The sequence below is a fragment of the Candidatus Parakkermansia intestinigallinarum genome, from assembly GCF_944389695.1.
Taxonomy (GTDB): Bacteria; Verrucomicrobiota; Verrucomicrobiia; order Verrucomicrobiales; family Akkermansiaceae; genus Akkermansia; species Akkermansia intestinigallinarum.
On the sequence record NZ_CALXNG010000005.1, the window covers coordinates 1 to 24113 of the forward strand.

The window sequence follows — 24113 nt, forward strand, 5'->3', positions numbered from 1 at the left end:
GTAGCCCCGGTAGATGTAGCGCAGGTAGTTCGTGACGCTGCCGTTGACCGTGATCTTGCGCGTGTGGCGGCGGCCCAGGTTGACTCGGAGCCGCCCCACGGCTCCTCGCCCTTCGGGCAAACGCTGCGCGTTTGTCCAATCCCCCTTACGGCCGTCGGGGGCTTTGTCATAGGTGCATTCCACGACGGTTGCGCCGTCTTCGCTCGTGAAGGTCACGGGGCGGTTCTCTGCGTTGTAGACGACGTTCCAGATGCCGGTGCTTGTCTTGACCTTGGTCTGATTGCCGTCGGCATCGAAGGTCGGCACGAAGGCTTCTGCCGTACCTTCCTGAATCGAGATGTACTGGTTCAGGTTGTTGGCGTCGTAGGTCTTGACGACCTGAGAGTTATCCGCGTAGGTCTTGCTGAGTTCGACACCGGCGGCGGGGTGGTAGGCCCAGGTCGTGGTGTCGCCGTCCGTGCGCTCGCTCGGGTCGGTGGTGATGTCGCCGCTGTCGGCTCGGAAGGTGGTGAGCGCGGTCAGGTTGTCGGCGTCGTCGTAGCCGAAGAGAGCAGGTTGACTCGGAGCCGCCCCACGGCTCCTCGCCCTTCGGGCAAATGCTGCGCGTTTGTCCAAGCTCTCTCCGAGCCCTCGGTCGCTTTGACTCGGGCGTACCCCATTGCGCCCTCGCCCCTTCGGGGCAAATGCTGCGCATTTGTCCAATCCCCCTACAAGCCTTCGGGGGCTTTGGATCGCGGTGCCCCATTCGGCTACTTTGCGGCCTCGCAGGTCGTACTTGTAGCAGGCGGTTTTGCCCTGGGCGTTGGTGATGACGGAGGGCGCATCGAAGGCCGCATCATAGACCGTGGCGGTGGTGTTACCGGCGGCGTCGGTGCGGCTGATGCTGCGCCCGGCGAGGTCGGTGTGCGTGGTCGCGGTGTTGCCGCGGCCGTCCGTGGCAGTCAGCGTGACACCTGTAACGGTGTAAGCTCGGGTGAAGGAACTGGTGATGCCCTGATGGTCGGTCTGCGTAGTGACGAAGCCATCCACGACCCGGGCGGTGGCCGCTAGGGTGGAGGTGGGGATGGTTTCGGTGTGCAGGCGCGCCATGCTGTTATCGCTAGTATAGGCGATGCTTTGCGTGCTTGTCAAGCAGCAGGCGTTGGCTTTCGTGGAATCGGGAGGGAGCCCGCCGTGCTCCCCTCCTCTGCTCGAGCACCCGAAGACGCTCCGACGGAAGGCAAATGCCCACCGCCGAAAGCTCGGCGGTGGGCATGGATGGGTCGGTTGGTGCAGGATTCAAGCCTCCCGGCGAGAGGCCCCGCAGGGCGCTGCCTCTCTTACTCTCCAGCTCCGGCATGTCTCTGTAGTTGCTTATCAGCCGCTGTATCGGAACGTTTCGATAAGGCTTAGAATCAGTATCCTCAATTTTAGATCTTGAAGTTCATAAGAATAATTTGTTTCTCTTCTTCCGTGAAGTACTCATCCAAATGGTGAACCCGAAGATCGGGTTCTCCGAACCACCGACTTTCTATTTCACCGATGGAGAAGACGTTGTCATTCAGCAAAGAGAATGATTTGATGCACTTCCCGTCACCATCAACGACCTCGATGTCCAAGTGTGAATACATAGAAGGATGAGGATTATAACAAAACCCCGTTGAAGATATGTACGCAGATTGTCGGCAGGCGATTGCCAATAATTTTTTCTGAAGATCGTCGCTCGTCTCTCCATCCTTCATCTCAAAGAGAACTTTTCGGGATGAATAGTCCGGGCTTGTCTTGACCACCTGCACATGTTTCGCCTTCGGCAAAACCGATGCGTAGCAGATTTGCTGGCTGACTTGCTGGCATTGAGTGAGGGTATAACACGATAAGATTAACGCAAGGCGGATGATTCTATTTGTATTAAACATAGGATATATCTGAAAAATTTCACTTCGTGCATTGCTCATACATAGGCTCTATCATATCAGCTATTTCGTCTTTATCCTTAAACCAACAGGCTCCATCCGCAGACGCAGGAACCCGTCTTTTAAGACATTCTATCAAGTGTTGTCCCTGAAGCCCTTTGCAACCGCCCACTGAATACGCTCGAATTTCCGTACAAATAATCGACTCGCAACGAAATCCTATCTTGCCAAAGCAATGATCTTTTGCATGCACAAGTTCATGACCAAAAGTATCTTCAGGTGAATTCAGGGATTGCTCCGCTCCTGTCTTACAATCAATTGTTATCTTAATACTAATCTCAGAAAACGGATTTAATCTCGCATCTGTCCTACGGGTTCCTCCTTGAAAAGAAAGATTCTTACATGCGAATGTAAGGGAACACCCATGATCTTCTATTTCCTTTATTTCGGATGCGTATATATCTATTTTTTCTTTCATTTTTTCGCGACACTTTGAGCAACAGGAATCCTGTTGCTGTCCAAACCAAAGACCTAGATGGTCACTGTTCGTAACACCGTTATTTGCCGCGTAGCTATATAGATTTAGTCCCTCTTGTTCTGTGATTAAGTCCCTCCCCAGCCATGCGCCATTGTTTGGATTATAATGACGGTAGTTGTAGTAGACAAGGCCGAGCTCGCTGTCGTTGTATTCACTGCTCCACCGGATGGGGTGACTCGGGCGCACCCCATTGCGCCCTCGCCCCTGCGGGCAAACGCTGCGCGTTTGTCCAATCGCCCTTACCGCCTGCTGACGCAGGCGCCCCAAGCGGGACCGTCGGGCGATTTGACTCGCTGCCGCCCCATCGGCGGCTCGCCCCTTCGGGGCAAATGCTGCGCATTTGTCCAATCCCCCTACAAGCCTTCGGGGGCTTTGACTCGGAGGCGCGTGGCGGCGCAGGGCGGCGACGGCACTCCCCATCCGCGCGGGATGCGGCGGATGAGTCAAGGGCAGGGGGGCTGTGTGCAGTCGGCTCACGGGGCTGCCGGTATCATACGCGCCGGCGGGGCTGCTTGTCAAGCGGCATTCGTTAGCGTTTACAGGATCCGGAGGAACTCCGCCGGGACGCGCATGTCCACCGCCGAGAGTTTTTTCTCTCTTCAGCGGTGGACAGGGGATGGACCGGTTGGCGCAGGATTTCAAGCCGCCCGGCGAGATGCCCCGCAGGACGATGCCGCTCCTGGTCTTACTCTCCGGCGCCGGCATGGGGCCGCTTGTTGCTTTCTTCGCGTGTCGCGGTATGAATCTGTAGGCGCGCAGCTTGGGCCGCGTGTCAAAATGCGGCGCTCAGGGGCTTCGGAGGAAGTCGCCGCACGCGTGTTTGCTCGATCGCACCAAAAAGCGGCTGACCCGAGACGGATCAGCCGCTGTATCGGAACGTTCCGATAAGGTGTAGACGCTGCTTTGAACGGTTAGGGCTTACTCAGTATTCGGCAACGATGACTTTGGGAGCTTCCTTACCGCACGGCAAATCCTTGATGGTGAAGAAGTCAGAGAAAGTCCTTTCTTCACCGTTTATGGTTTCTTTTGCTGTAATAAAAACCTCCAACTCCTTCGGGAAATAGGTTGGATACGAGATGTGCACCACCCCATCTTCACGCACCGTCACAAACTTAGGATCCGAATCTTTATCATACTTGATACACCCATCCTCACTGTCTAAGTAATAACCATACGTGCCTGTAAGTTCTACCTCCATGCGCTTAAATTCAGAGAAGTAGGGAGTCGAGATGATCCCCTTTCCATGATTGGGAAAGATCCGCAGACGGAAATTCTTAGGAAGTTTACCGCTCGAATCGAGTAGCTTAATCTCCCTCGTTAGTAGTGTAGGTTGGCAACCCTCGGCTCCAAACCAACTACGGAACGGATGAGAGTTATTCTGAAGGCACCCTGTCCCCAGCAAGCAATAGGTCACACCTAATGAGATCATCAGAGCTGCATTTTTATTCATCGCTTCGTTTTTTCTTGTTGTTCTAAATATGTTTGAAGTTTAGCTTGAACGATTTCATTTCCTGAACCCGCTTTGGTAAATAAACTCAGAGCATCCCCGTGTCCGATATTCCCGTAGTAACTAAACGCGATATTCACATTTGCTCCGGATTCATGGCCCCACTTGCCGCCGAGAGAGGCAACGGTGTTGTCCAATCCGCCAAATGTGATGAAAGTAATTACGCCTGCAACGAACGACCCGGCCGCCGGAATGACGGCTAGCGTATCTTGAGGACCTTTTGCTACATAGGCATTGATCCAATACTCAACTGTGTCAGGCGGACTTACTTTGTAATTGCATAAGTCATAGTTACTTACAGGATTCAGCGTCACCAAGACCACCTTAGAGCCCCTAGGAAGCCTTTCAGCAACATCCATGGCCGTATCTCCTCCATAGCTATGACCAATGAGGATGATTGTGCTCGCGGGACATACGGCTTTGTAATTCTTGATTGCGTCTAATACATCAGAGCACGAAGTCCAATAATAGTATGAACACGCGACTGTCGGTTTTAGTATCTCGTCATATAGCTGAAACATCCTCTCGCTTTTGGAGTCCTTGGCACCCCCGATCAGAATATACACGTGCTTCCGGCACTTCGTACACCTGTGAGGAATGTCCAGAGGAATCTCGGGTGCCAATCCCAAAATATCCATTTTACGCCAAGGTGAGTTGGAAACAAATGTATACAAGTTTTTCCCTCGTCTTTCCGGCAGAAGATCCCGCCCCGTCCACCTCCCATCCGCCGGGTTGTAGTGGCGGTAGTTGTAGTAGACAAGGCCGAGCTCGCTGTCGTTGTATTCACTGCTCCACTGGATGGGCTGCGTGACGTTGCCGTTGGCTGTCACGGAGCCGTAGGGCGTGTAGGTGTAGGCCGTCTTGATATAACCGTCCGAGCCGAAGACCTCGCAGATGTTGACTCGGAGCCGCCTCACGGCTCCTCGCCCTTCGGGCAAATGCTGCGCATTTGTCCAATCCCCCTTACGGCCGTCGGGGGCTTTATCTTCGCTGTAGCTGTAGGCGTCCGTGCCAAGGGTGGCCGCGGTGAGTTGACTCGGAGCCGTGAGGCGGCGCCGAATCAAGCCGTCGTAGGTCTTGACGACCTGCGTGTTATCCGCATAGGTCTTGCTGAGTTCGACACCGGCGGCGGGGTGGTAGGCCCAGGTCGTTGTGTCGCCGTCCGTGCGCCCGGTCGGGTCGGTGGTGATGTCGCCGCTGTCGGCCCGGAAGGTGGTGAGCGCGGTCAGGTTGTCGGCATCGTCGTAGCCGAAGAGAGCAGGTTGACTCGGAGCCGCCCCACGGCTCCTCGCCCTTCGGGCAAATGCTGCGCGTTTGTCTAATCCCCCTACAAGCCTTCGGGGGCTTTGAATCGCGGTGCCCCATTCGGCGACTTTGCGGCCTCGGATGTCATACTTGTAGCAGGAGGTTTTGCCCTGGGCGTTGGTGACGACGGAGGGCTGGTCGAAGTCCTCGTCATAGACCGTGGCCGTGGTGTTGCCGGCGGCGTCGGTGCTGCTGATGCTGCGCCCGGCGAGGTCGGTGTGCGTGGTCGTGGTGTTGCCGCGGCCGTCCGTGGCGGTCCGGGTGATGCCCGTGGCGGTGTAGGCTCGGGTGAAGGTGCCGGTGATGCCCTGATGGTCGGTCTGCGTGGTGACGAAGCCATCCACGCCCCGGGCGGTTGCCGCGAGGGTGGAGGTGGGGATGTTTTCGCTGTGCAGTCGGGCCATGCTGTTATCGTTAGTATAGGCGACGTCCTGCGTGCTTGTCAAGCCGCCGTCTTTGGTTTTCGCGACATCGGGAGGAAGCCGGACTCGGTTCTCTTCCTCCGGCTCGTGCCTCCGAAGGCGCTCCGCCGGAAGGCAAAGGCCCACCGCCGAGCTTTCGGCGGTGGGCAGGGATGGGGCCGCTTTCTTCGCGTGTCGCGGTAGGAATCTATAGTCGCGCAGCTTGGGCCGCGTGTCAACATGCTACACGCTGATTTCTGTAGAGTACGTCCATTGCCAGCTTATCTACTCACCACAGGGTTGGAAAGGGGCTGAAAAATCTATCGCCTGTTTTGTATAATATGAAGTTTTGCCTCCATCCGAGTATCGGGGGTCATTCAGCCGCCACAATCCAATCACTTTACTGCCGCTCACTTGGATGCTGCACACGCATTGTCCCTGGGCTGTTTGCAAATATCCGTCTCTCATGATGAGATGATCCATCCTGACCGCGCTCGCACCAGTATATTGGAAACCGTAGGGTGTGAGTATGCCATCGTAATCGCCGTCCTCCCCTTTGTCCCAAATATGCAGAAAAGAGAATTCTCCTTTGTTTTTGCAGGGCAAAATGACAATCACATCTTTGGGATAATGAGGCGTTCTGAGACCAATCTCTATGGTATCATCATCTGCCGTGTCATAACAGTACACACCAGAAGCATCCCAAGGAGCAAGCGAAGCTCGAACCTCTGAACCGGGAACAATCTGCTTCATGTAACATATCTCCTTCGCCTGAGCAACGAATTTCTCCGGAACCAGAACACATTTATGATATTGCACTGATGTGGGCTGTCTCATAAAGCACTGTCCGTTATGAATGTCTTGCATTCCGGCCTCACCACGTTGGTTATCAGACAGCAAGAGACGATACCGCAGTGTGCCGTTTCGGTCCCTCAGACCAGCCTCATCCATACATAGTCCGTTCTCTTCCGTATGATTCCATCGATCATCTGTCGCGGAATAATGAATGCGGTACACCGTATAGGATACAACACGTACCTTCTTGGAACAAGTCTCAACAATCGGCATGACGACCAAGAGAGAGCTTTTATCAGATGCTTGATAAACACCGCGTAAGCTGCACACCTTAGTATGCAATTCTTCCCACCAATGGCCCGTATTTTCATCGTGGGTCGAATGAGCATCTAAACGACTGTTCTTTGCAGGAGATTCGCACGCGCAGAGTGCCCCCACCGTTATTACCAAAAAACAAATTAACCCTAAGCTACATGGTCTTAGCATCATCCTTGTTTGCTGATGTCTCGAATGTTCTCAGGCAAAGCATCTGCGTATTCATTTATCTTGTCCTTGTTGCTTTCCTGAACTCCGTATTCATTCAATGCATTTCGAACCCAAGGCGTTTGAGATAAATCCATATTGCGTAATACATTGAGCAAATCATGCGGCGAAACTGGAACAGGTGAATTATCGGGTCTGTTTCAGATCCTCAGGGTGCCGGCTTCACAATCAGGTGGAGCCTGAAGTAGCCCTCGGAGATATCGAGAGCTCCCGAGATGCTCTCCGTGTCGCATGGCTGCGGTTCCGGAAGCGCTGCGCTTGCGTCGGCCTCCGTCTGCAACAGCGGCGCGTCCGCCTCCGCGGCGTTTGCGTTTTCGTCGATGAGCTCATCACTGCGTCCGTCTACGGTCTCGATGGCGTAGAAGGCCGGCTCGCAGGCATTGAGCGAATCGGTGATTCGACCGATGATGCGGCCGATGGCCGCCGGGCGGAAGCAGAAGACCGCTCCGGCGAAGTCGACGGCGGGGGCATCGGCCTGCGCTGCGCCTTGCGGTGTCTCTCGGTGGCTGCGGAAGGCCAGAAGCTTGTCGCTCACGCTGAGGGTGGGTACGAAGCCGCCCGGCAGGGGGGACTCCAGGCTCCGTTCTCCCGGCTCGAGCAGGCGAGCGAGAGAGCAAGCGACGGAATCCGCGCCGAGGGCTGCCCCTGTGCGCTTGGCCGCGTCATCGAAAAGCCGGGCGCCGGCCGTCAGCGCGTCGTGACGGCTCAGGTCGGCGCAGATGTTGAGCGCGAACGGGCTTTCCGGGTGCTCGGCCAGCAACAGAGCGGCGCTGCCGCTGAAGCCCGAGCGCATCGTCGCCAGCGCCTGAAGCATGTCCGTCAGGGCGGGGCGCAGCTTGTCGAAGCGGCTCGAATCACGCGCTTGTTCCGCCTCGTCCTGCGCGCCCTGTGCTGCGAGGAAGAGGTCGATAAGCTCTTCTCCCGTGGCCGTCAACTCGGCAGCGGAGGGCAGAAAGGGCAGCGTCAGCGGAGCGGATTCGACGTAGAGGACGGTCTCGGGCCGCCCTGCGGCCGAAGTCAAGCGCAGGGGGGCGGGCGCAAAGCTGCTTCCGCAGGCATCCGAGCGCAGGTCGACATGCCAATCGCCGCTTTGCTCCTGCTGACTGCCGTCTCTCCAGACGGCGACGGTGAGAGGCTTCTCGGCATGGGTCATGGGGTATGCGACGCGCATCAACTGCGCCGACAGTTTGTCGGCGCACTGTTTGAAACGCTTGGCGGCTTCGCTGTCACCGCGCCACGAGGAATGCACGATGGCGTCGATCAGAGCGTCGAAGTTCCTGCGCTGCGCGTCGCCGAGCAGGCCTCCGTAGTTGCGGAGAAAGGCGGGGGAGACGGCGGCGATGTACTGCGGGTTCCCCCGGCGGGCACGATCCGCAAGGTCGGCGGCCGAGTCTGCCAGCACGGATTCCTCGGGCGTTTCGGCGAGGCGGATTTCCCCGGGATCGGAGCAGAGTATGATGATGCTGCTGTTGCCTTGTCTTCGGAGGAGGAGATAGGCCACGTCACTCGCCTCTCCGGAGTCTCGGTCGCCGCGGGCGTAGGCGGCGGGGCTGTTGGGTTTGCACAATTTGGCGAGATTGAGGCGCAGGCCTGACATGTCGGCCACGTGAACGGGGCTGCAGATTTCCGGGAGCAGCAGGCTGCCGTGCTCCAGCAGCCGGCGCAGGTCGTTTTCATACTTCCCGGCTTCTTCGTCGGGAAGGGTAACGACGATATAACATGGTTTGATATACAGCTTGGTCGAGTCTCCCGCCGGCCAAAGATCGCCCGCCTCCGCCCTGACGGCGGCGATCACGCGGGCGAGCGTTTCGAGGTTTTCGTGCGGGATGCTCAGCGCGATGCTGCCTTCGGTCGAGCCGAGGACATACCGAGGCAGGGCTCCGGTGGCCGAGGCCAGAAGCAGACCGTCCTGCGGCGGAATGAAAGCTGCTGCCGGAAAGGTCTCGGCTCTTTGAGCCGGCGTCATCGCCCGGGGCTGTGGCGCCTGCAGGGCGGCGACGGCGGAGGCGATTGGCGCTTCCTTGCCTCCGTCGGCCATGAGGGGCCCGGCAAGGGCCGTGAGGAGGGCGAGGGGCAGCAGAGTATGGCGAAGTTTCATATCCCCCTTATTGTAGCTGTTTTTCCCTTGCTGTAAAGCATCGAACGCCGCCGCGGCGTCCGCATGACGCGCAGCTCCGCATTCCCGAGTCGGTGCGGAGCTGCGCGCGGAAGGTGAACGGTGCAGAGGCTCAGCGTTTTATGCATGCGTCGAGGCGCAGCTTGATGGAGCCGTCCTTGATGCGCAGTGCTGCCGTGACATCGCCCAAGACGCGACATACCCGGCGCCAGTCGGAGACGGCGCGCGGATCACAGGCTCCGGATTGTATCATCGCGTCCAGGAGCGCCTCGGGGTTGAAGCGGAAAAGCGCTCCCGAGAACGAGACGGGGGAGGTCGGATTGGGGGCCATCCGCGCGTTGAGTTCGCGGTTGCTGCCGATCACAAGCTGAGCATCGCCGACGAGAACTTGGGGCGAAAGCCCTTCCGGCATGGCCATTGGCAGTTGCAGCGTGTATGCGGTTGTCCCTGCGGCTCCCGAGCCGGAGGTGAAGGGCAAGACCTTTAGGATGTCGGGGTTGATGTCGGTTGTGACGCTCAGCCCCTTGCCGACGGCATGCAGCATCTGCTGCCATCCTTCCGTCAGGGCTTTTTTGTCGGCAACCCCGAGGCGGAGAGCCCCGGCGGCGCCGAGCTTCGGCTCCGTCGTTACGACGATCGCGCCGTTGCCGCGAAGTCCGTCCCCCAGCTTGCCGAGCGCGCGAATCCCCTCGCTGATGCAGGGACGCAGCGCGAGGTACTCTTCAAGCTCGCTCCCTCGGGTATGCGCCAGCAGGAGGGCGTCGGCGATCTCTGCGGCTTCCGCAAGGCTCGGCAGGCTCTGAAGCTTCATGCCGGTCGTTTCGGCGTAGACGATTGTCCGGGGCTCCACGCTGCTCGACAAACTCATCAGGGGCCTTTCGGCGGCCGACAGGCCGCCTGCGTCGCCCTGCATCTGCACGTGCAGGTTGCCGTCGAACCAGCATGCGGCCGTGAAGGCTTTGTCACTTGCAACAGCCGGGGCAAGGAGATTCAGGCCGATTTCGACGAGTCGTTCGTAGGGGGCTTGAACCGAGGGCTTGGCCAGCTCCCGAAGTTGCGATTGGCCGTGGCGCAGAACGGCGGTGAGGGAAGCGGCCGTTTCGCGCAGGACTTCGGGGGACATGTACAGGAAGGTGCCGAACTCGGCACCGAGACTCTCGGCGGAAAGCGCCACTTTGTCCGTGCCGAGCAGCGAATCTTCCGCTCGCGTCGACACCTCGACGTCTGCCGGATCATTGGCCAAGGCGATGAGGAGCTTGCCGTCGACGATGCTGCGGATCAGGTAGAGGGAGTCTTTGTAGCCGACGGCTCGCATGAAGTCCGCCGCGGAGACCTTGTCGGCGGGCGGAAGCTTGGTGAGATCGAGGCGAATCACGCTGATATCGCTGTTGCCTTCTCGGGTGATGAGATCCGGGGAGAATTCGCGGCGGGCGTCGTTGATCATGCGTTCGACCTGTGCATCGAAGAGTCGGGCGAGTTTTTCGAGATCCGCCGGGTTGCCTGCAAAGACGATGTAGACGGGCTGCAACTTCTGCGGGGCGATTTCCCTCAGCCGACTGAGAACTCCGGCGGCTCGCGCTTGCCCTCGGGGAAGGCGATCCATCTCGGCGATGGCCGCGGCTTGTAGTGCGGTGGTGAGCACTTTGGCATTGGAGCCGCGGGTGCCGATGGCCAGGCTGAGGGGCTGCCCGGAGAAGCCGCTGTCAATCAGCTTCTGATCCGCATGCGCCAGCTTCGCAAGGGCAAACAAATCATTCACGGCCAAGAAGCAATCGGTTTCCGGAACCAGCAGAGACAAGGCCGGGCAGTTGCGCTCCGACTCTGCCGCTGCAAGGGGCGGGCAGGGGACTTCAACGGCGGCGATGGTGCCGGCGAACTGAAGCCGGCTCGGTGCGTTGGGCTGAGCCATGAGCGGCGTCGCCAGTGCAGCCAAGGAAAACAAGAGGGAGGATGTCTTCATAACAGTATCATTTTAGCCGATTTGCCGTTGCCGTCAAGAGAGATGTTTATTCTTCTGAACCGTTGCCCACGCAAGCCTATCGCCGCGCATTTTCGCGACTTGACATTCGCCGACGGGGCGGGTAGCCTAGGGCATGGTGACGACGGTTGATTTGCCCGAAGATGATGCAACGGAGCCTCTGTCCGGCGACGCAGAAGCCCGGCTGGCGGCTGCTTGCGAGGATGCCGAGCGAGCTGCTCGCCTGCTGGCCGCGGCGCGCGCCGGAGAGCTCGAGGCTCAGGCGGAATGGGGCGCCTGTCTTGTCTCGGCTCAGGCCGGGGCATCCTCTCCCCGCAGGGGCGCGGCTTGGCTGCGGAGAGCTGCCGGGCGCGGGCATGCGCGGGCTCAGTACAATTTAGCTGTCTGTTATGATGAGGGGCGCGGCGTTCCGCGCCATGCGGCGAAGGCTCATCACTGGTATCGTGCGGCCGCGATGCAGGGGGTGCCCGAGGCTCAGTATTGCCTCGGCTACGCTCTGCTCGACGGGAGGGGGTGCGGGCGCGATGTCCTTGAGGCGCTGCGTTGGCTGCTCAAGGCCGCAAAACAGGGGGTGCATGAGGCGCAGTACCTGTTGGCTGATGCACTTTTGCACGGTTTGGGAACCGGCGATGCCGAGGCGGATGCGTCGGAGGGGATGCGCTGGCTGCGCGAATCGGCCAAGGGCGGCTACGCGCCCGCCCAACTTGAACTGGGACTTTGCTACAGCAAGGGCAACGGCGTGGAGAAGGATGCCGCCGAGGCTGCGGCGCTCTTTCGCCGCGCGGCAGAGCAGGGGCTTGCTCAGGCTCAGTACAACCTCGGCGTCTGCTTCGACCGGGGCGAGGGTGTTCCCGTCGATCCGGATGAGGCGGCGCATTGGTACCGCCGGGCTGCCGACGCCGGGCTGGCTCAGGCCGCCTACAATCTGGCGCTCAGCTACGATGCCGGAGAAGCCTGCGCCTACACGCCCTACGACGCGCTTCTGTATCTCAGGCAGGCCGCGGATGCGGCGCACCCGGCGGCAGCGTTCCAACTGGCTTGCCTCTACCTGACCGGGCAGCCGCACCTGCCTGCCGACCTAGCTAAGGCCTTGCACTATCTCGATGTGGCCGCAAGGGGCGGACATGCCGACGCTGCCGCTCTTCTCGCGAAGCTCACCAAGGCCCCCGAGCTTTGAGCCCGACGACGCGATGCCGGCGCTGTCGGGCTCTTGCGAAACTCCGTCGGCACCGTCGGCCGAAGATCCGCCCGCAGGCTTTGTTCGCGGGCTCGGTCGGCCAACTCAGTCGGCCTGCGTCGACGCCATAAAGCAGGCGGCCCGCCGGACCGCCTGCTTTGTGATGAAGATGAGCCGAGGCGGAGTTGCCGCCGTCAGCGGAAATTCCAAGGCCGCGGCTTGGCGCCGTTTTTCTCGAGAATCTGGCGGATTTCTGCCTTGCGCGTCTGCTCGTTCGGCCCGTGGTAGCGCTCGCAGGCTATCGTCCATGCGGAAGCGCCGTTGAGGGCTCTTGCGTGCGGGTTGGCTCCGGCCTTCAGAAAGTTATTCAACAGGAATATGTTGCCCGTCATCGCCGCGTACATCAGCGGCGTATAGCCGTTGCGATCGCGCCTGTTGATGGGGGCTCCGGCGTCTACGAGCTGCGCCGCAATGTCGCTGCGCCCCTGAAAAGCCGCGTGGTGCAGCGGCGTGAAGCCCGTCTTGTCGACGGCGCTGACCTTGGCTCCGGCCGACAGCAGCAGGCGGACGGCGCCCGGTTTCGAGGAGAGCGTGGCGTACATCAGGGGCGTGCGACCATTCACATCGCCCAGATTCGGATCAGCCCCGCCGTTCAGAAGAGCCCGAACCGCCTCTTCACTCTTGCCCGTGCAGGCGAGAATGAGCGACGTTTGCCCCGAACCGGCGCAGAGCTCCGTCCGTGCGCCGCATCGGAGGAGTTCGCGAATGACGTCCGCATACCCCTTAAAGGAAGCCTGCATCAGAGCCGTCATCCCCTCGCCGTCGCGGGCGTTCACCTCGGCCCCGGCCGCAAGCAGCGCCTTGACGGAGTCGATGTTGCCCCCGGCTGCCGCCGTCATCAGGGCGCTGTGTCCCTGATAATCCGTCTCATTGGCATTGGCGCCCTTCGTCAGCAGCTGTCGCACCATATCGCCCGAGGTCGCCACCGCAGCGTAGAGCAGGGGAGTCATGCCGTCGTGGTCGCGTTGCGTCAGGCTGCACCCTTCGGCCACGAGCAGCGCGGCGCCTTCGGTGTTCCCCTCGGCAAGAGCCTTCATCAGCGCCGTCGTCCCTCGGCTGTCGCCGCTGTCGAGCGAGATGGGGGAACTCGCGTTGTTCGTCTCGCGCCGGAAGCGCAGCATTTCGCGCAGCTCGCTGACGCACTTCGGGTTGGAGGCCGCAGCCATCAGAGGCGTGTTGCCCTGATTATCGGGCTGGGAAATCGTCTCTGCCGTACCGGCCGCTTCCAGAAGCAGGCGAGCGCTGGCCGAGGCATCGTGCGCCGTATACGGCCGCATGCGGTCGGGGCCGAAGCCGAACTCCCACTCCTCCGTCGAGACTTGGCAGAGCAGGTTGGGCATATCGGGGAACACCGGCTTGGTGCAGAGGCGGTGCAGCGCCGTGCGGCCGAGGTAGTCGTGGTCGTGGACATCGGCGCCGTGCTTCAGCAGCATCTCGATCAACTCCGGCGAATGTGCCTGAGCCGCGAGCATCAGCGGCGTGGCGCCCGACATATCGCGGAGCTTCAAGTCGGCCCCGCTCTCCAGCAGCACGGCGGCGGCATCGCGGTGTCCGGCGCGCAGAGCCAGCATGAGCGGCGTCTGGCGAATCGTCGTCATCACGTCGATGTTATCCTGACCCATTGATTTGAGAATGAGCCTGATGCACTCCGGGTCGCCGCCCATCGCCGCAAAGTGCAGAGCCGTGCGACCCGAGCCGTCGGGAACGCCCACTTTGGCGCCGGCCTCCTGCAGCAGGCGCACACACTCCGCGTTGCCGCAGGCCGCAGCCATCATCAGCGCCGAGCAGCAGTCCGTCTTGACGGTGTTGGGGTCGGCGCCCGCGTCGAGAAGGCGCTTCACCAGGCCGGGATTGCCGTGCCCGGCCGCGAGCATCAGCGCGTCCATCCCGTCGATGTCCTTGACCTTGACATCCGCCCCTCGCTCCAGCAGCAGCTCGGCACTGCGGCGTATGTCCGTCGCTCGCAGCTCGCTGACATCGTCCAAGGAGACGGCGCCCTGATTGAACACCTCCGGCGTTTCCAGAGCCGTGCTGTAGAACATGGAGAGGAACTGCGAGGAGAGCATGACCATCAGCGGCGTGCGCCCGCGGGCGTCGCGCGCATTGATGTCTGCCCCGCGGTCGAGCAACTTCGCGATGAGATCTTCGTTGGCCACCAGCGCCGCATTGTGCAGGGCGGTCTGCCCGTTGAGCGAACAGGCGTCTATTTTGGCTCCGGCCTTGAGAAGGAAGTCGATGGTCTCAGGCGAGTTGCAGCCTGCGGCGTAGACGAGAGCCGTCGCTCCGTCGTTGGCCTCGGCATTGGGATCCGCCCCGGCTGAGAGAAGCTCGGCGATAACGCCGACGTAGCCGCTGCGGGCAGCGTCCATGAGCGGCGTGACGCCCAGAGAGCTGCGCACATTGATGTCCGCCCCCGCTCCGATGAGCAACTCAACGACCTCGGCCAAGGCCGGGCCTGCGGAGGCGGAATCGTTTTCGCCGCCCGATACGGCATGTTGCAGAGCCGTGCGCCCCGCTGCATTCACGGCATGCACATCAGCACCCTCGGCCAGCAGATAGGCCACCATTTCGCGCTGCCCGCCCTGAGAGGCCAACATCAATAAATTGCTGCCGGCATGGTCGACCTCATCGGCTTTGGCACCGTGGGCGCGCAGCAATTTGAGGGCTTCGATATCACCGTAGGTGGCGGCCAGAAGCTGGGCCGTCGCGCCGCTGAGGTATTCGCGCGGGGCGACGGAGGCTCCGGCGTCGAGCAGCATGGCGACAATCTCGGGATAGCCGCTCTCCACGGCGCACATCAGCGCGGTGATGCCGTTTTCGTCCTGCTCGTCGAGACGGGCTCCGGCGTCGATCAACGCCCGCGTCAGGCGCAGGTCGCCCGCTACGGCCGCTTCCATCAGCGGCGTATTGCCCGTGTGATCCGCCAGACTCGGGTCGGCGCCCGCGTCGAGCAGAGCGAGAGCCATTTCCCGATAGCCCTCATGAGCCGTTATCAGCAGTGCCGTCGCTCCCGAGTAATCGCGCGCGTTGAGCTCAGCCTTCGCCTCAAGGAGCAGGGGAAGAGAGAGCTCCGCCTGCTCGGAGGCGGCGCGCAACAGAGCCGTGTAGCCCTCCGGATCCCTTGCCTCAAGGGGAATCCCGCCCTTGATCAGCGCGGCCACGCGCCCGGTATCGTCATCGGTGAGAGCATCGACCAGCGCGGCGATCGTGATTTCTTCCGGTGATAGAACCTCAGGCGTCGCTTCGGCCGCGGGAGCCTGCGGAGCGGGTATCGCCTCGGCGGCGGGGGGCTGCTGGGCGTAGGCCGCTCCCGTCAGCGCGATGGCGATGAGGAGGCTGCGCATAGAGAAGGTCGAGGGGCGGCGCGTGCGGTCCGCAGGTCGGTTCGGCGAGAGGGGGGAAGGCATGTTCAAGTCGTGTTTTGTGATGAATTTACCTTATCTTTTTTTCATGTCAACCCGATTGCACGGCATGAACAACCGAAGGGGTGGCGTTTGTGTGCATGCTGCCGCAGAAACGAAAAAATACGGTGGACTTTTCCGATCTTCACTTTATAATAAAGCCGAGCATGATTAAACGCGGATACACAGCCGGGCAGGGATTGGTGAGGTACTGGGCTCACCACGTGCTCGACTTCTGGCAGAGTGTGGAGGCGGCTCGTTTCACGGATCAGGCTCGCGAGCTCGTGCGGGCGTTGGAGGCTCTGCAACCGGAGCGGCGCGTGATGGTGATCGGTGCGCCGAGAAGCGGCAAATCGAGCGTGGCGGCAGGGCTGCTCGGATCGGAGCTCCCTCTGCGCGCTCCCGTGACGGGCGCATGCGTTCGCTGGCGCTTCCGATGCTCCGATGGTGATTTGTCGGATTCCCGCTTCCTGCCGAAGGATGAGCTGGAAGGGCTCGAGGTTGTCGATACGGCGGATTGTGCAGATGCCGTTTGCGCCGAGCGCATCGAAAGCCTCTTCCCGCGTACGGACGTGCTCATCGCGACGCTTGATTGCCGCACGATGGAGAGCTCTCCGTGCTGGGAGATGCTGCAGAAGGCCGAGGGCAAGGTCGGAGCCGTGATTTTGGCCATCACCTTTACCGACTTGGCCGAGAAGGAGGAGCTGCTGCGGATCAAGGGCAGCATTCGCTTGCTCTGCCGTGATCGCCTCAAGATGCGTCCCGTCGCGCTGCTCGTTTCTCCCAACGAGGCGGAGTCTCGGGAGGCCTTTGCCGAGAGTGTTCAAGAGGCTCTCGACGGTCCCGATGGCGTCCGCAAGGTGATTCGGGCGGCCGGGCAGGCGGCAGCGACCCTCAACAAAAGCATCTGCGACGTGCTGGACAACCGCGCGCGCGTCATGTCGTCGAACGTCGACTTCCTCAACGGCATCGAGACGGAGATTTCAAACTTCCGCTCGCATCAGATGGCGGCACTCAAGACTTGGGTGGAGAACTTCGTGAGCACGTTTGAGAGCGGGCGCCCGCGCTTGCTGCGCCGGCTTCGTTTCTCGTTCGGCTTCTTTTACTCTCCGGTGACGCTTCTGCGGCTGGACTGTTTTGCGCGCGCGACGGAGCTCGCCGCCTACCGATCTCTGGTTTCCGAGCTCTGGCAGAACCTTGAAGAGGCGGATGCGCGCTTTGTGGCGTCGTGCGAGGCGCATTGGCGCAGCGTGCGTCCGCGCATGCTGGCCGGCATTGATTACGAGTTGGGCGACTTCCCGGAGAAAGATCTTTCAACGGAGTTGTTGCGGGTGCGCAGCAATCTGGTCAGGAGTCTTTACCGACCCTTCAGCGACTATCGCCTGCAACAGAAGCTGCGCGTGCATTTCAAGAGCTGTGCCGCATGGATGATGAATGCGTTGCGCCTGATATGTCTGGCGGTGCTGGTGGCCGGCCTCTTCGGTTATTTCGGGCAGACGGCCGTGGCGACGGCTTGTCTCTGTTTCGCGGCGCTGGTCTGGGGAGCGGCAACGCTGGGTCATTGGCTGGCGCTGCGCCGCATCTGCCGCGACGCCACGAAAGATCTGGAGGCCTTTTCCCCGGTGTTTGCATCGGCGATTACGGGGGCGATTGAGGAGTTTCTGCTTTCTCGCGTGGCGGCGTATCGCCAGCTCTACAACAGCCCGAGGATGCGCATTGCCCACTATGAGAAGACGCTCGCTCCGCTGCGTGCTCGCTATCCGTTCCTGCGCGACCAGCTCAGCGCCGCTTTTCATCGCCTCTGATCGTCGCCATGGAGCAGATGAATTTATTTGCGCTGCACGATGACGCCGAAGGCGGCGAGCCCCGGCGCCCCGAGCAGGATACATCGGGTCTGTCGTCTCTGCCGGCCATGCCGCTGGCGGCGCGCATGCGCCCCGAGACGCTCGATGAGGTGGCCGGGCAACAGCACTTGCTCGCACCCGGCAAGTTGCTGCGCCGCGCGATTGAGACGGATCGCTTTTCCTCGCTCATTTTTTACGGGCCGCCCGGCGTGGGGAAGACGACGCTGGCCTTCGTGATTGCGCGCCGCACCAGTGCGGTCTTTGTGACGCTCAACGGCGTGGAGAGCAACGTGAGCGAGATACGCGAGAAGATCGCCGAGGCCCGCTCGCGCATGGCTCTGCGCGGGCAGCGCACGATTCTCTTTGTCGATGAGCTGCACCGCTTCAACAAGGCGCAGCAGGATGTGCTGCTGCCTCATTTGGAGAAGGGCACGGTGCGCTTCATCGGCGCGACGACGGAAAATCCCTACTTCGCCATCAATTCGGCCATGCTGTCGCGCTCGCAGATTTTCCCGCTCGAGCCGGTGTCGGACGCCGAGATTGTCGCCCTGCTGCGCCGCGCCGTCAGCGACGAGAAGCGCGGGCTGGGGATGCTGAAGCTGCGCGTCGACGACGAAGCGCTCGACCATCTGGCTCTCAAGGCGGACGGGGATGTTCGCAAGGCGCTCACGGCGCTGGAGGTGGCCGCTCTCTCGACGTCGGCCGATGCCGACGGGCTGATTCACGTCACCTTGGCCGTGGCGGAGGAGAGTATTCAGAAAAAGGCCATTCGCTATGACCGCGCCGGCGACGGGCACTATGACACCATTTCCGCCTTTATTAAGTCGATGCGCGGCAGCGATCCCGATGCGGCTCTTTACTGGTTGGCTTTCATGCTCAATGCGGGAGAGGATATTCGCTTCATCGCGAGGCGCATCGTGATCTGCGCGAGTGAGGACGTCGGCCTCGCTGACTCGAATGCGCTGCGCGTGGCGATGGACGCCGCCCGCGCCGCCGAGATGGTCGGCATGCCCGAGGCGCGGATTCCGCTGGCTCATGCGACGGTCTACGTGGCAACGGCCCCGAAGAGCAATGCGGCTTATCTGGGCATTGACGAGGCGCTGCGCGACGTGCGCGAGGGCAAGACGCTGGCCGTTCCCGACCACTTGGCGACGCCGACGCTCAAGAAGCTGGCGAAGCTGCGCGGCGTTTCCGAAGAAGCGACGCAGTATAAATACGCGCACGACTTCGGGGAGGATCATTTCGTGCCCCAGGCCTACCTGCCCGAGGGGCGCGTCTATTACCGCCCGACGTCCAACGGCTTGGAGCTCCGCATCCGCGAGCGCATGGAATACCTGCGGCGCCTGCGGGAGCAGCAGGAGGCTGCGCCCGTGCCCCGCCGACCCGACGGCGAAAAGCCGACCGGCGACGGCGAGCGTGAGCCGCGCTGAGCCCCCACTCGGCGCAAGATTAAGCCGGGCTCGCCTTGGTCACGTCCCGGTCACCTGCGGACGACCGTCGGTGACGAAGCCGAGCCTCAGCCGAGCTCTCGAAACGGGCTTCGGCATGCGGGAGCGCAGTTGAGCTCGGTCGCGCCGAAGCTTTGCCGAGCCCCGCGTTCATGCGGCTCCGAGGCTCCGCGCCCGCGCCGCTTACTTGTAGCGCTCCTCGGGGAAGTTGCGGTAGCCGATGGTCAGGGGGCTGCGCTCGTCGAGCAGCCCGCGATCGTAGCGCCGCGAGGGAGGGCGAAGTTTGCCCAGCGTGTTGCCGGTGTCAAAGAAAAATTGCAAATAATAGGTGCCGTTGTAGCCGAGGTGGTGCGCCTCGCGTATCATTTGCAGAATATCCGCCTCGTCGAGAAGGTCGGGATGCACCGTTGTACGCAGCTCAAACTCCAGCTGCGAATCGAGCAGCAGGGCGAGGCTTGTGCGAAAGCGATCAAAGAGCCGCTCGCCGCCGGGAAGCTTCCAGCTGCGTGCCGAGGGCATCTTGTTGTCCATCGCCACATAGTCCAGCAGCTTGGCCTCAAGCAGCTCGCGGAGCACGGCGGGGTTGCTCCCGTTTGTGTCAACTTTAATCAGATATCCGAGAGCTTTGATCTGCTCGCAAAGCTCCCGGATATCCGGATTGAGAGTCGATTCACCGCCGGAGAGCACCACGGCATCGAGAAAGTCGCGGCGCTCGTGCAGAAAGGCCATCACATCCTTGCTGTCGCTGTTGCGCGCCGTGGCCAGATCCGGATTGTAGCAGTAGGGGCAGCGCAGATTGCAGCCGCTGTACCACAGGATGCAGGCCGCCTTCCTCGGATAGTCGAGGTAGGTCAGCGGTGTGATGTCGGCGGGTTGTCTCATTTACTTGAGGATGGAGTCGCAGGCGCAGCAGTGGCCGGGCTCCTCGAAGTGCGCACGCTCTTCGAACTCGCCCTGCTTGCCGGCGTTGAAGGTCTCCACCGGGCGATGGTAGCCCATCACGCGGGTGTAGACGGTGCAGCGGGTGCGCTCTTCAGCGTGTTCCTTGAGGATTTCCTCATCCGATTTGATGACCGGTTTGATGTCTTTCATGGTGTTTCGGGTTGTGTTGCGTTTGGTGTTCAGTGAATGATTCGGGGGATAGAATAAGATCTCAGGCGCAAGCGCCCTGCGGGGCTCAACCGAAGAGCGGCAGCTCGGGCTGCTCCTCGGAGCGCACGCGGGCAATGAGCTCTTCGTCGCAGAGCGGGCAGTAGTCGTGGCGGCCCTTCAGGTAGCCGTGCTTCTCGCAGACCGAGAAGAGCGGGGTGACGGTGATGTAGGGCATCTTGAAGTTCGTCAGCACCTTGCGAACAATGTCGCGGCAGGCCTCGGGCGAAGAGATGGCCTCGTTCATGTACATGTGGAAGACCGTGCCGCCCGTGTAGCAGCACTGCAGCTTGTCCTGCATCTTGAGCGCCTTGAAGAGGTCGTGCGTGTAGTTGACGGGCAGCTGCGAGCTGTTCGTGTAGTAGCGGTGGCCGGGAGAGCCCGCCTGAATGATGTCCGGGAAGCGCTTGAGGTCTTCGCGGGCGAAGCGGTGGGTCGTGCCTTCGGCCGGAGTGGCCTCGAGGTTGTAGAGGTTGCCCGTCTGCTCCTGGTAGCCGCGGATGCGCTCGCGCATGAAGTGCAGCACCTCTTCGGCAAAGGCAATGCCCTCGGGCGTGGCCGTGTTCATCGTGTCGTTGGAGAAGTTGCGCAACATCTCGTTGACGCCGTTGAGGCCGATGGTCGAGAAGTGGTTGCGAAGATGCGGCAGGTAGCGCTTCGTGTAGGGGAAGAGCCCGCGCTCGTAGAGCTCGGTGATGAAGACGCGCTTCTTCTCCAGCGTGCTCTTGGCGAGATCCATGAGCTCGCCGAGCTTGGCGTAGAGGAGGTTCTTGTTGCCCTTGTACAGGTAGCCGAGGCGCGCCATATTGATGGTGACCACGCCGATGGAACCCGTCATCTCCGCCGAGCCGAAGAGACCGCCGCCGCGCTTGAGCAGCTCGCGCAGGTCGAGCTGGAGGCGGCAGCACATCGAGCGCACGGCATCGGGCTTGTAGGCCTCTTCGTCAATGACCTTGTTGCCGTTCTCATCGTACTTGTACTGCGAGCCGATGAAGTTCTGGAAGTAGGACGAGCCGATCTTGGCCGCATTCTCGAAGAGCAGCGGCACGTTCTCACCCTCCCAGTCGAAGTCTTCCGTGATGTTGACGGTCGGAATCGGGAAGGTGAAGGGCTGCCCCGTGCTGTCGCCCTCGGTGAGCACCTCGTAGAAAGCCTTCTGAATGACGTTCATCTCGGGCTGGAAGTGCTTGTAGGTCATCGCCGTGAGCTTCGCGCAGCCGCGTTCGCGGGCGAGCGCCTCGAGCGTCTCGTCGTGCAGCTTTTCAAAGATGTGAGCGCCGCCGGAGAAGGGCGGCTGCTCGCGCAGGTCGCGCGGCACCGTCCAGTCGATGGTGACGTTGGTGAAGGGGGACTGACCCCAGCGCGACGGCACGTTGAGATTGTAAACGAAGCTGCGCAGAGCCTTCTTCACCTCGACGTAGGGAAGCTGATCCTTGAAGAGGTAGGGAGAGAGGTAGGTATCAAACGAACTGAAGGCCTGCGCCCCGGCCCACTCGCTCTGCAGAATGCCCAAGAAGTTCGCCATCTGCCCCAGAGCCTCGCGGAAGTGCTTGGGCGGGCGGCTGTTGACGCGGCTGCGAACACCGTTGAACCCTTCGTTGAGCAGGTTGCGCAGGCTCCAACCGGCGCAGTAACCCGTCAGGCAGTCCAGATCGTGAATGTGGTAGTCACCGTTGCGGTGGGCGGCACCCTCCTCCGGGGTGTAAACCTGATCGAGCCAGTAGTTGGCGATCACCTTGCCGGCGGTGTTGTTCACGAGACCGGCGTTGGAGTAAGTGGTATTCGAGTTGGCCTTGATACGCCAGTCCGTGTTGCCGATGTACTCTTCAATCGTCTGCTTGCAGTCCACCCACGTGTTGCCCTCGTACACGCCGGCGATCTGCTCGCGCTGCAGTTTGTGCAGGAAGCGATACTTGATGAAGTTGCGAGCCGTTTCGTACGACCCCGCCTTCATGAGCTCGCGCTCAATCGTGTCTTGCACCTTCTCGACGGGAAGATACTCCTCATTCTTCAGCGCATCAAGCACGTTGGCATAGACGAGGGGGTTGTACTCTTCCTGAGAGGCGTGGTACGCCTTCTCGATGGCTTGCTGAACCTTATAGGGTTCGAAGCGTTCGCGCTTGCCGTTGCGCTTGATGATTTTGGAGGACATAGTAAGAGAGGTTTCGTGTTATATGTTCATGGTGCTCACGACAGCGATTGAAGAACCGGACGGACTGCATGCTTCGGGGCGCTGAAAAGCCGTGGCGCGGCGGTTAGCTCAGCCTCCGGAGACACAGTCACCGACCCGCCTCGCAAGGGGCGTGTGCGTGTAAGAAATGTAGCATGCGCCCTTGTCGTTGGCAAGCCCTTTTTTGCTCAAAGAGCAGAAAACTTATTCCGCCCATCATGCTAGATATAGTGGAGTAAAATGTTATATACCACCATATCTTGTATGATGGACTTATTTACAAAATTAGAATCCATCTAAGCGCATGGGCTGCGCGAGAGGCGGGAAATGCGGAGAAATGGCGGGCTTCGCCTGCCGAGCGAAGTTGCTAAATGAGCATGTTATTCACAGCGGGCTCAACGGTCCACCCACAAAATCTTGAGGTAGTCCTCACCGTCGAAATCGAAGGGCATGACGCCCTCTGTCAGGCGGCATCCGCGAGCGGCCTCGGCGACCTGAGCATAAAATGCCCGGTGGCTGAGTTTGCGACAATTCGTGGTGCAGAGGAGCCAGCCGCCGGGGTTGAGGCACTTGAGCGCGGATTCGACGAGGCGTCCGTAGTCCTTTTCCACGCGCCAGACGTGTCCTTTCTCATCGCGGGAGAAGGTGGGCGGGTCGAGCACGATGGCGTCAAAGCAGCGCCCCTGGCGGGCGAAGCGATCGAGCCAGTGCATGGTATCGCCCTTGCAGAAGTAATGCTCATCGGGATCGAGCTCATTGAGCACCATGTTCTCCTTGCACCAGTTGAGGCAGGGCTGGGCGAGATCGAGAGTCGTGGTCTGAGCGCCTGCCAGCGCGGCGCAGACGGAAAAGGCGCCCGTATAGGCAAAGGTATTGAGCAGCGTCATGCCCTCGCGGCAGCGCCGTCGCACCTCCGCGCGGTTGTCGCGCTGGTCCAGAAAGATGCCCTGCGAATAGCCGGCCTCCATGTCGATGAGGTAGCGCACCCCATTCTCTTCAATGATAAAGCGCGGCTTGACGAGGGGGCCGCTGAGGCGCTGCGGCGGCAGCTTCACATCGCGTTCAAGCCTCTTGACGTAGACGGGACGCCGCAGCTCGGCAAGCTGGTTGCGCAGCTCGCGCGGCACCTCCGTATCGCGGACCGACACCAGAAGGCGATCAGCCATGGCGTCAATCGTGATGCCCGGCCAAGTGAGCCCGTCGCTGATGCGGTAGGCATTGGTTCTCTCCGGCAGCCGAGTCCTGCGGTCCTCAATCATCTGTTCAATGAGATTCATAGAGCGGTGGGAGTTTGGGTAGGGGTAACGGATGAGTGACGGCTGCCGGCGGCGCTTCATCCGGCCTGAAGCGCCGCGGCGGCTTTGCGGATGGTATCACCCATCGTGGTGAGGGCATTGGCTCGGGTGGAGGCGAGATGCTCCTTGAGCCCGCAGGAATTGAGCCTCTGCAGGTCGGCCTCCGTCACCTCTTGCGGCGTCAGCCCCGAGAGCAGGCGGATGAAGAGAGCAATGAGTCCCTTGGTGATGAGCGAATCGCTGTCGGCATGCACCACCAGCTTGCCGTCCACCAGCTCCGTGCCCACCCAGACGCGGCTCTGACAGCCCTTAATCAGGTTCGCATTCTTGCGGAACTTCTCGGGCATGGGCGGCAGCTTGCGCCCCAAATCAATGATGTACTCGTACTTCTCCGTCCAGTCCTCGAAGACGGACATATCATCAAGCAGCTCCTCGATGCGATCCTCGTAGCTCATGGGCATGCGGTAAAAAAAGGGGAGATAAGGGCACGAGAG

17 protein-coding genes and 1 pseudogene are annotated in these 24113 nt (G+C 60.8%); 3 read left to right on the forward strand and 15 right to left on the reverse strand.

Features of this window, described 5'->3' with window-relative positions; all coding sequences use genetic code 11:
* From AC6UAL_RS02215 to AC6UAL_RS02255, 9 genes and pseudogenes are all read right to left on the reverse strand, one after another.
* A pseudogene (locus tag AC6UAL_RS02215) lies at positions 1–1089 on the reverse strand (hypothetical protein); the annotation flags it as partial.
* 320 nt (positions 1090–1409) lie between these two features.
* On the reverse strand, positions 1410–1895 hold the full coding sequence (locus tag AC6UAL_RS02220) for a hypothetical protein (protein ID WP_500681724.1): 486 nt from the start codon (positions 1893–1895) through the stop codon (positions 1410–1412).
* Between the two features lie 19 nt (positions 1896–1914).
* A complete protein-coding gene (locus AC6UAL_RS02225) occupies positions 1915–3135 on the reverse strand; it encodes an RHS repeat-associated core domain-containing protein (RefSeq protein ID WP_500681725.1) in 1221 nt (406 codons plus the stop codon).
* Positions 3136–3352: 217 nt separating this feature from the next.
* Entirely contained in the window at positions 3353–3880 is a 528-nt protein-coding gene (locus AC6UAL_RS02230; protein ID WP_500681726.1) for a hypothetical protein, read from the reverse strand.
* Positions 3877–5646: an RHS repeat-associated core domain-containing protein gene (locus AC6UAL_RS02235; protein WP_500681727.1), complete on the reverse strand. Its 1770-nt coding sequence runs from the start codon at positions 5644–5646 to the stop codon at positions 3877–3879. Before AC6UAL_RS02235 ends, AC6UAL_RS02230 begins: the two co-directional genes overlap by 4 nt.
* Positions 5647–5928: 282 nt before the next feature.
* Positions 5929–6396, reverse strand: coding sequence for a hypothetical protein (locus AC6UAL_RS02240; protein ID WP_500681728.1), 468 nt, complete (start codon positions 6394–6396; stop codon positions 5929–5931).
* Between the two features lie 527 nt (positions 6397–6923).
* Positions 6924–7058 (reverse strand): hypothetical protein, encoded by a 135-nt coding sequence (locus AC6UAL_RS02245; RefSeq protein ID WP_500681729.1) that lies wholly within the window; start codon positions 7056–7058, stop codon positions 6924–6926.
* 71 nt (positions 7059–7129) lie between these two features.
* Complete coding sequence (locus tag AC6UAL_RS02250) at positions 7130–9079, reverse strand: hypothetical protein (RefSeq protein ID WP_500681730.1); 1950 nt, start codon at positions 9077–9079, stop codon at positions 7130–7132.
* Between the two features lie 130 nt (positions 9080–9209).
* Positions 9210–11057, reverse strand: coding sequence for a hypothetical protein (locus AC6UAL_RS02255; RefSeq protein WP_500681731.1), 1848 nt, complete (start codon positions 11055–11057; stop codon positions 9210–9212).
* Positions 11058–11190: 133 nt separating this feature from the next.
* Here AC6UAL_RS02255 and AC6UAL_RS02260 point away from each other — a divergent pair, with 133 nt between their 5' ends.
* Positions 11191–12252, forward strand: a complete 1062-nt coding sequence (locus AC6UAL_RS02260; RefSeq protein ID WP_500681732.1) for a tetratricopeptide repeat protein — start codon at positions 11191–11193, stop codon at positions 12250–12252.
* A 194-nt stretch (positions 12253–12446) separates the two neighbouring features.
* On the opposite strand, the gene AC6UAL_RS02265 is transcribed toward AC6UAL_RS02260, so the two are convergent.
* Positions 12447–15719 (reverse strand): ankyrin repeat domain-containing protein, encoded by a 3273-nt coding sequence (locus tag AC6UAL_RS02265; RefSeq protein WP_500681733.1) that lies wholly within the window; start codon positions 15717–15719, stop codon positions 12447–12449.
* Positions 15720–15880: 161 nt separating this feature from the next.
* Between AC6UAL_RS02265 and AC6UAL_RS02270 the strand changes: the two genes are divergently transcribed.
* Together AC6UAL_RS02270 and AC6UAL_RS02275 are read left to right on the forward strand one after the other, a co-directional pair.
* Positions 15881–17518, forward strand: coding sequence for a P-loop NTPase family protein (locus AC6UAL_RS02270; protein ID WP_500681734.1), 1638 nt, complete (start codon positions 15881–15883; stop codon positions 17516–17518).
* Positions 17519–17535: 17 nt separating this feature from the next.
* Positions 17536–18987 carry a replication-associated recombination protein A gene (locus tag AC6UAL_RS02275; RefSeq protein WP_500681808.1) on the forward strand — a complete coding sequence of 484 codons (1452 nt, stop codon included), beginning with the start codon at positions 17536–17538 and terminating at the stop codon, positions 18985–18987.
* 201 nt (positions 18988–19188) lie between these two features.
* Here the strand turns inward: AC6UAL_RS02275 and AC6UAL_RS02280 are convergent, their stop codons facing one another.
* The 5 genes from AC6UAL_RS02280 to AC6UAL_RS02300 all read right to left on the reverse strand — a co-directional run bounded on the left by AC6UAL_RS02280 (position 19189) and on the right by AC6UAL_RS02300 (position 24080).
* The gene (locus tag AC6UAL_RS02280; RefSeq protein ID WP_500681735.1) at positions 19189–19887 is read right to left on the reverse strand and encodes an anaerobic ribonucleoside-triphosphate reductase activating protein; all 699 of its coding nucleotides are present in this window, start codon (positions 19885–19887) and stop codon (positions 19189–19191) included.
* Positions 19888–20097 (reverse strand): anaerobic ribonucleoside-triphosphate reductase, encoded by a 210-nt coding sequence (nrdD, locus tag AC6UAL_RS02285; RefSeq protein ID WP_500681736.1) that lies wholly within the window; start codon positions 20095–20097, stop codon positions 19888–19890.
* Between the two features lie 85 nt (positions 20098–20182).
* Positions 20183–22306, reverse strand: a complete 2124-nt coding sequence (locus AC6UAL_RS02290) for a ribonucleoside triphosphate reductase (protein WP_500681737.1) — start codon at positions 22304–22306, stop codon at positions 20183–20185.
* A 413-nt stretch (positions 22307–22719) separates the two neighbouring features.
* Positions 22720–23601 (reverse strand): class I SAM-dependent rRNA methyltransferase, encoded by an 882-nt coding sequence (locus AC6UAL_RS02295; protein WP_500681738.1) that lies wholly within the window; start codon positions 23599–23601, stop codon positions 22720–22722.
* A gap of 56 nt (positions 23602–23657) precedes the next feature.
* Positions 23658–24080, reverse strand: coding sequence for a SufE family protein (locus AC6UAL_RS02300; RefSeq protein ID WP_500681739.1), 423 nt, complete (start codon positions 24078–24080; stop codon positions 23658–23660).
* Between the last annotated feature and the right edge of the window lie 33 nt (positions 24081–24113).

Coding starts and splice junctions, on each gene's coding strand:
- AC6UAL_RS02250 (WP_500681730.1), bottom strand. CDS start 9,079: ATGAAACTTCGCCATACTCTGCTGCCCCTCGCCCTCCTCACGGCCCTT.
- AC6UAL_RS02255 (WP_500681731.1), bottom strand. CDS start 11,057: ATGAAGACATCCTCCCTCTTGTTTTCCTTGGCTGCACTGGCGACGCCG.
- AC6UAL_RS02270 (WP_500681734.1), top strand. CDS start 15,881: ATGATTAAACGCGGATACACAGCCGGGCAGGGATTGGTGAGGTACTGG.
- AC6UAL_RS02280 (WP_500681735.1), bottom strand. CDS start 19,887: ATGAGACAACCCGCCGACATCACACCGCTGACCTACCTCGACTATCCG.
- AC6UAL_RS02235 (WP_500681727.1), bottom strand. CDS start 5,646: ATGGCCCGACTGCACAGCGAAAACATCCCCACCTCCACCCTCGCGGCA.
- AC6UAL_RS02240 (WP_500681728.1), bottom strand. CDS start 6,396: ATGAAGCAGATTGTTCCCGGTTCAGAGGTTCGAGCTTCGCTTGCTCCT.
- AC6UAL_RS02220 (WP_500681724.1), bottom strand. CDS start 1,895: ATGTTTAATACAAATAGAATCATCCGCCTTGCGTTAATCTTATCGTGT.
- AC6UAL_RS02245 (WP_500681729.1), bottom strand. CDS start 7,058: ATGGATTTATCTCAAACGCCTTGGGTTCGAAATGCATTGAATGAATAC.
- AC6UAL_RS02275 (WP_500681808.1), top strand. CDS start 17,536: ATGAATTTATTTGCGCTGCACGATGACGCCGAAGGCGGCGAGCCCCGG.
- AC6UAL_RS02225 (WP_500681725.1), bottom strand. CDS start 3,135: ATGCCGGCGCCGGAGAGTAAGACCAGGAGCGGCATCGTCCTGCGGGGC.
- AC6UAL_RS02290 (WP_500681737.1), bottom strand. CDS start 22,306: ATGTCCTCCAAAATCATCAAGCGCAACGGCAAGCGCGAACGCTTCGAA.
- AC6UAL_RS02300 (WP_500681739.1), bottom strand. CDS start 24,080: ATGCCCATGAGCTACGAGGATCGCATCGAGGAGCTGCTTGATGATATG.
- AC6UAL_RS02295 (WP_500681738.1), bottom strand. CDS start 23,601: ATGAATCTCATTGAACAGATGATTGAGGACCGCAGGACTCGGCTGCCG.
- nrdD (WP_500681736.1), bottom strand. CDS start 20,097: ATGAAAGACATCAAACCGGTCATCAAATCGGATGAGGAAATCCTCAAG.
- AC6UAL_RS02265 (WP_500681733.1), bottom strand. CDS start 15,719: ATGCCTTCCCCCCTCTCGCCGAACCGACCTGCGGACCGCACGCGCCGC.
- AC6UAL_RS02230 (WP_500681726.1), bottom strand. CDS start 3,880: ATGAATAAAAATGCAGCTCTGATGATCTCATTAGGTGTGACCTATTGC.
- AC6UAL_RS02260 (WP_500681732.1), top strand. CDS start 11,191: ATGGTGACGACGGTTGATTTGCCCGAAGATGATGCAACGGAGCCTCTG.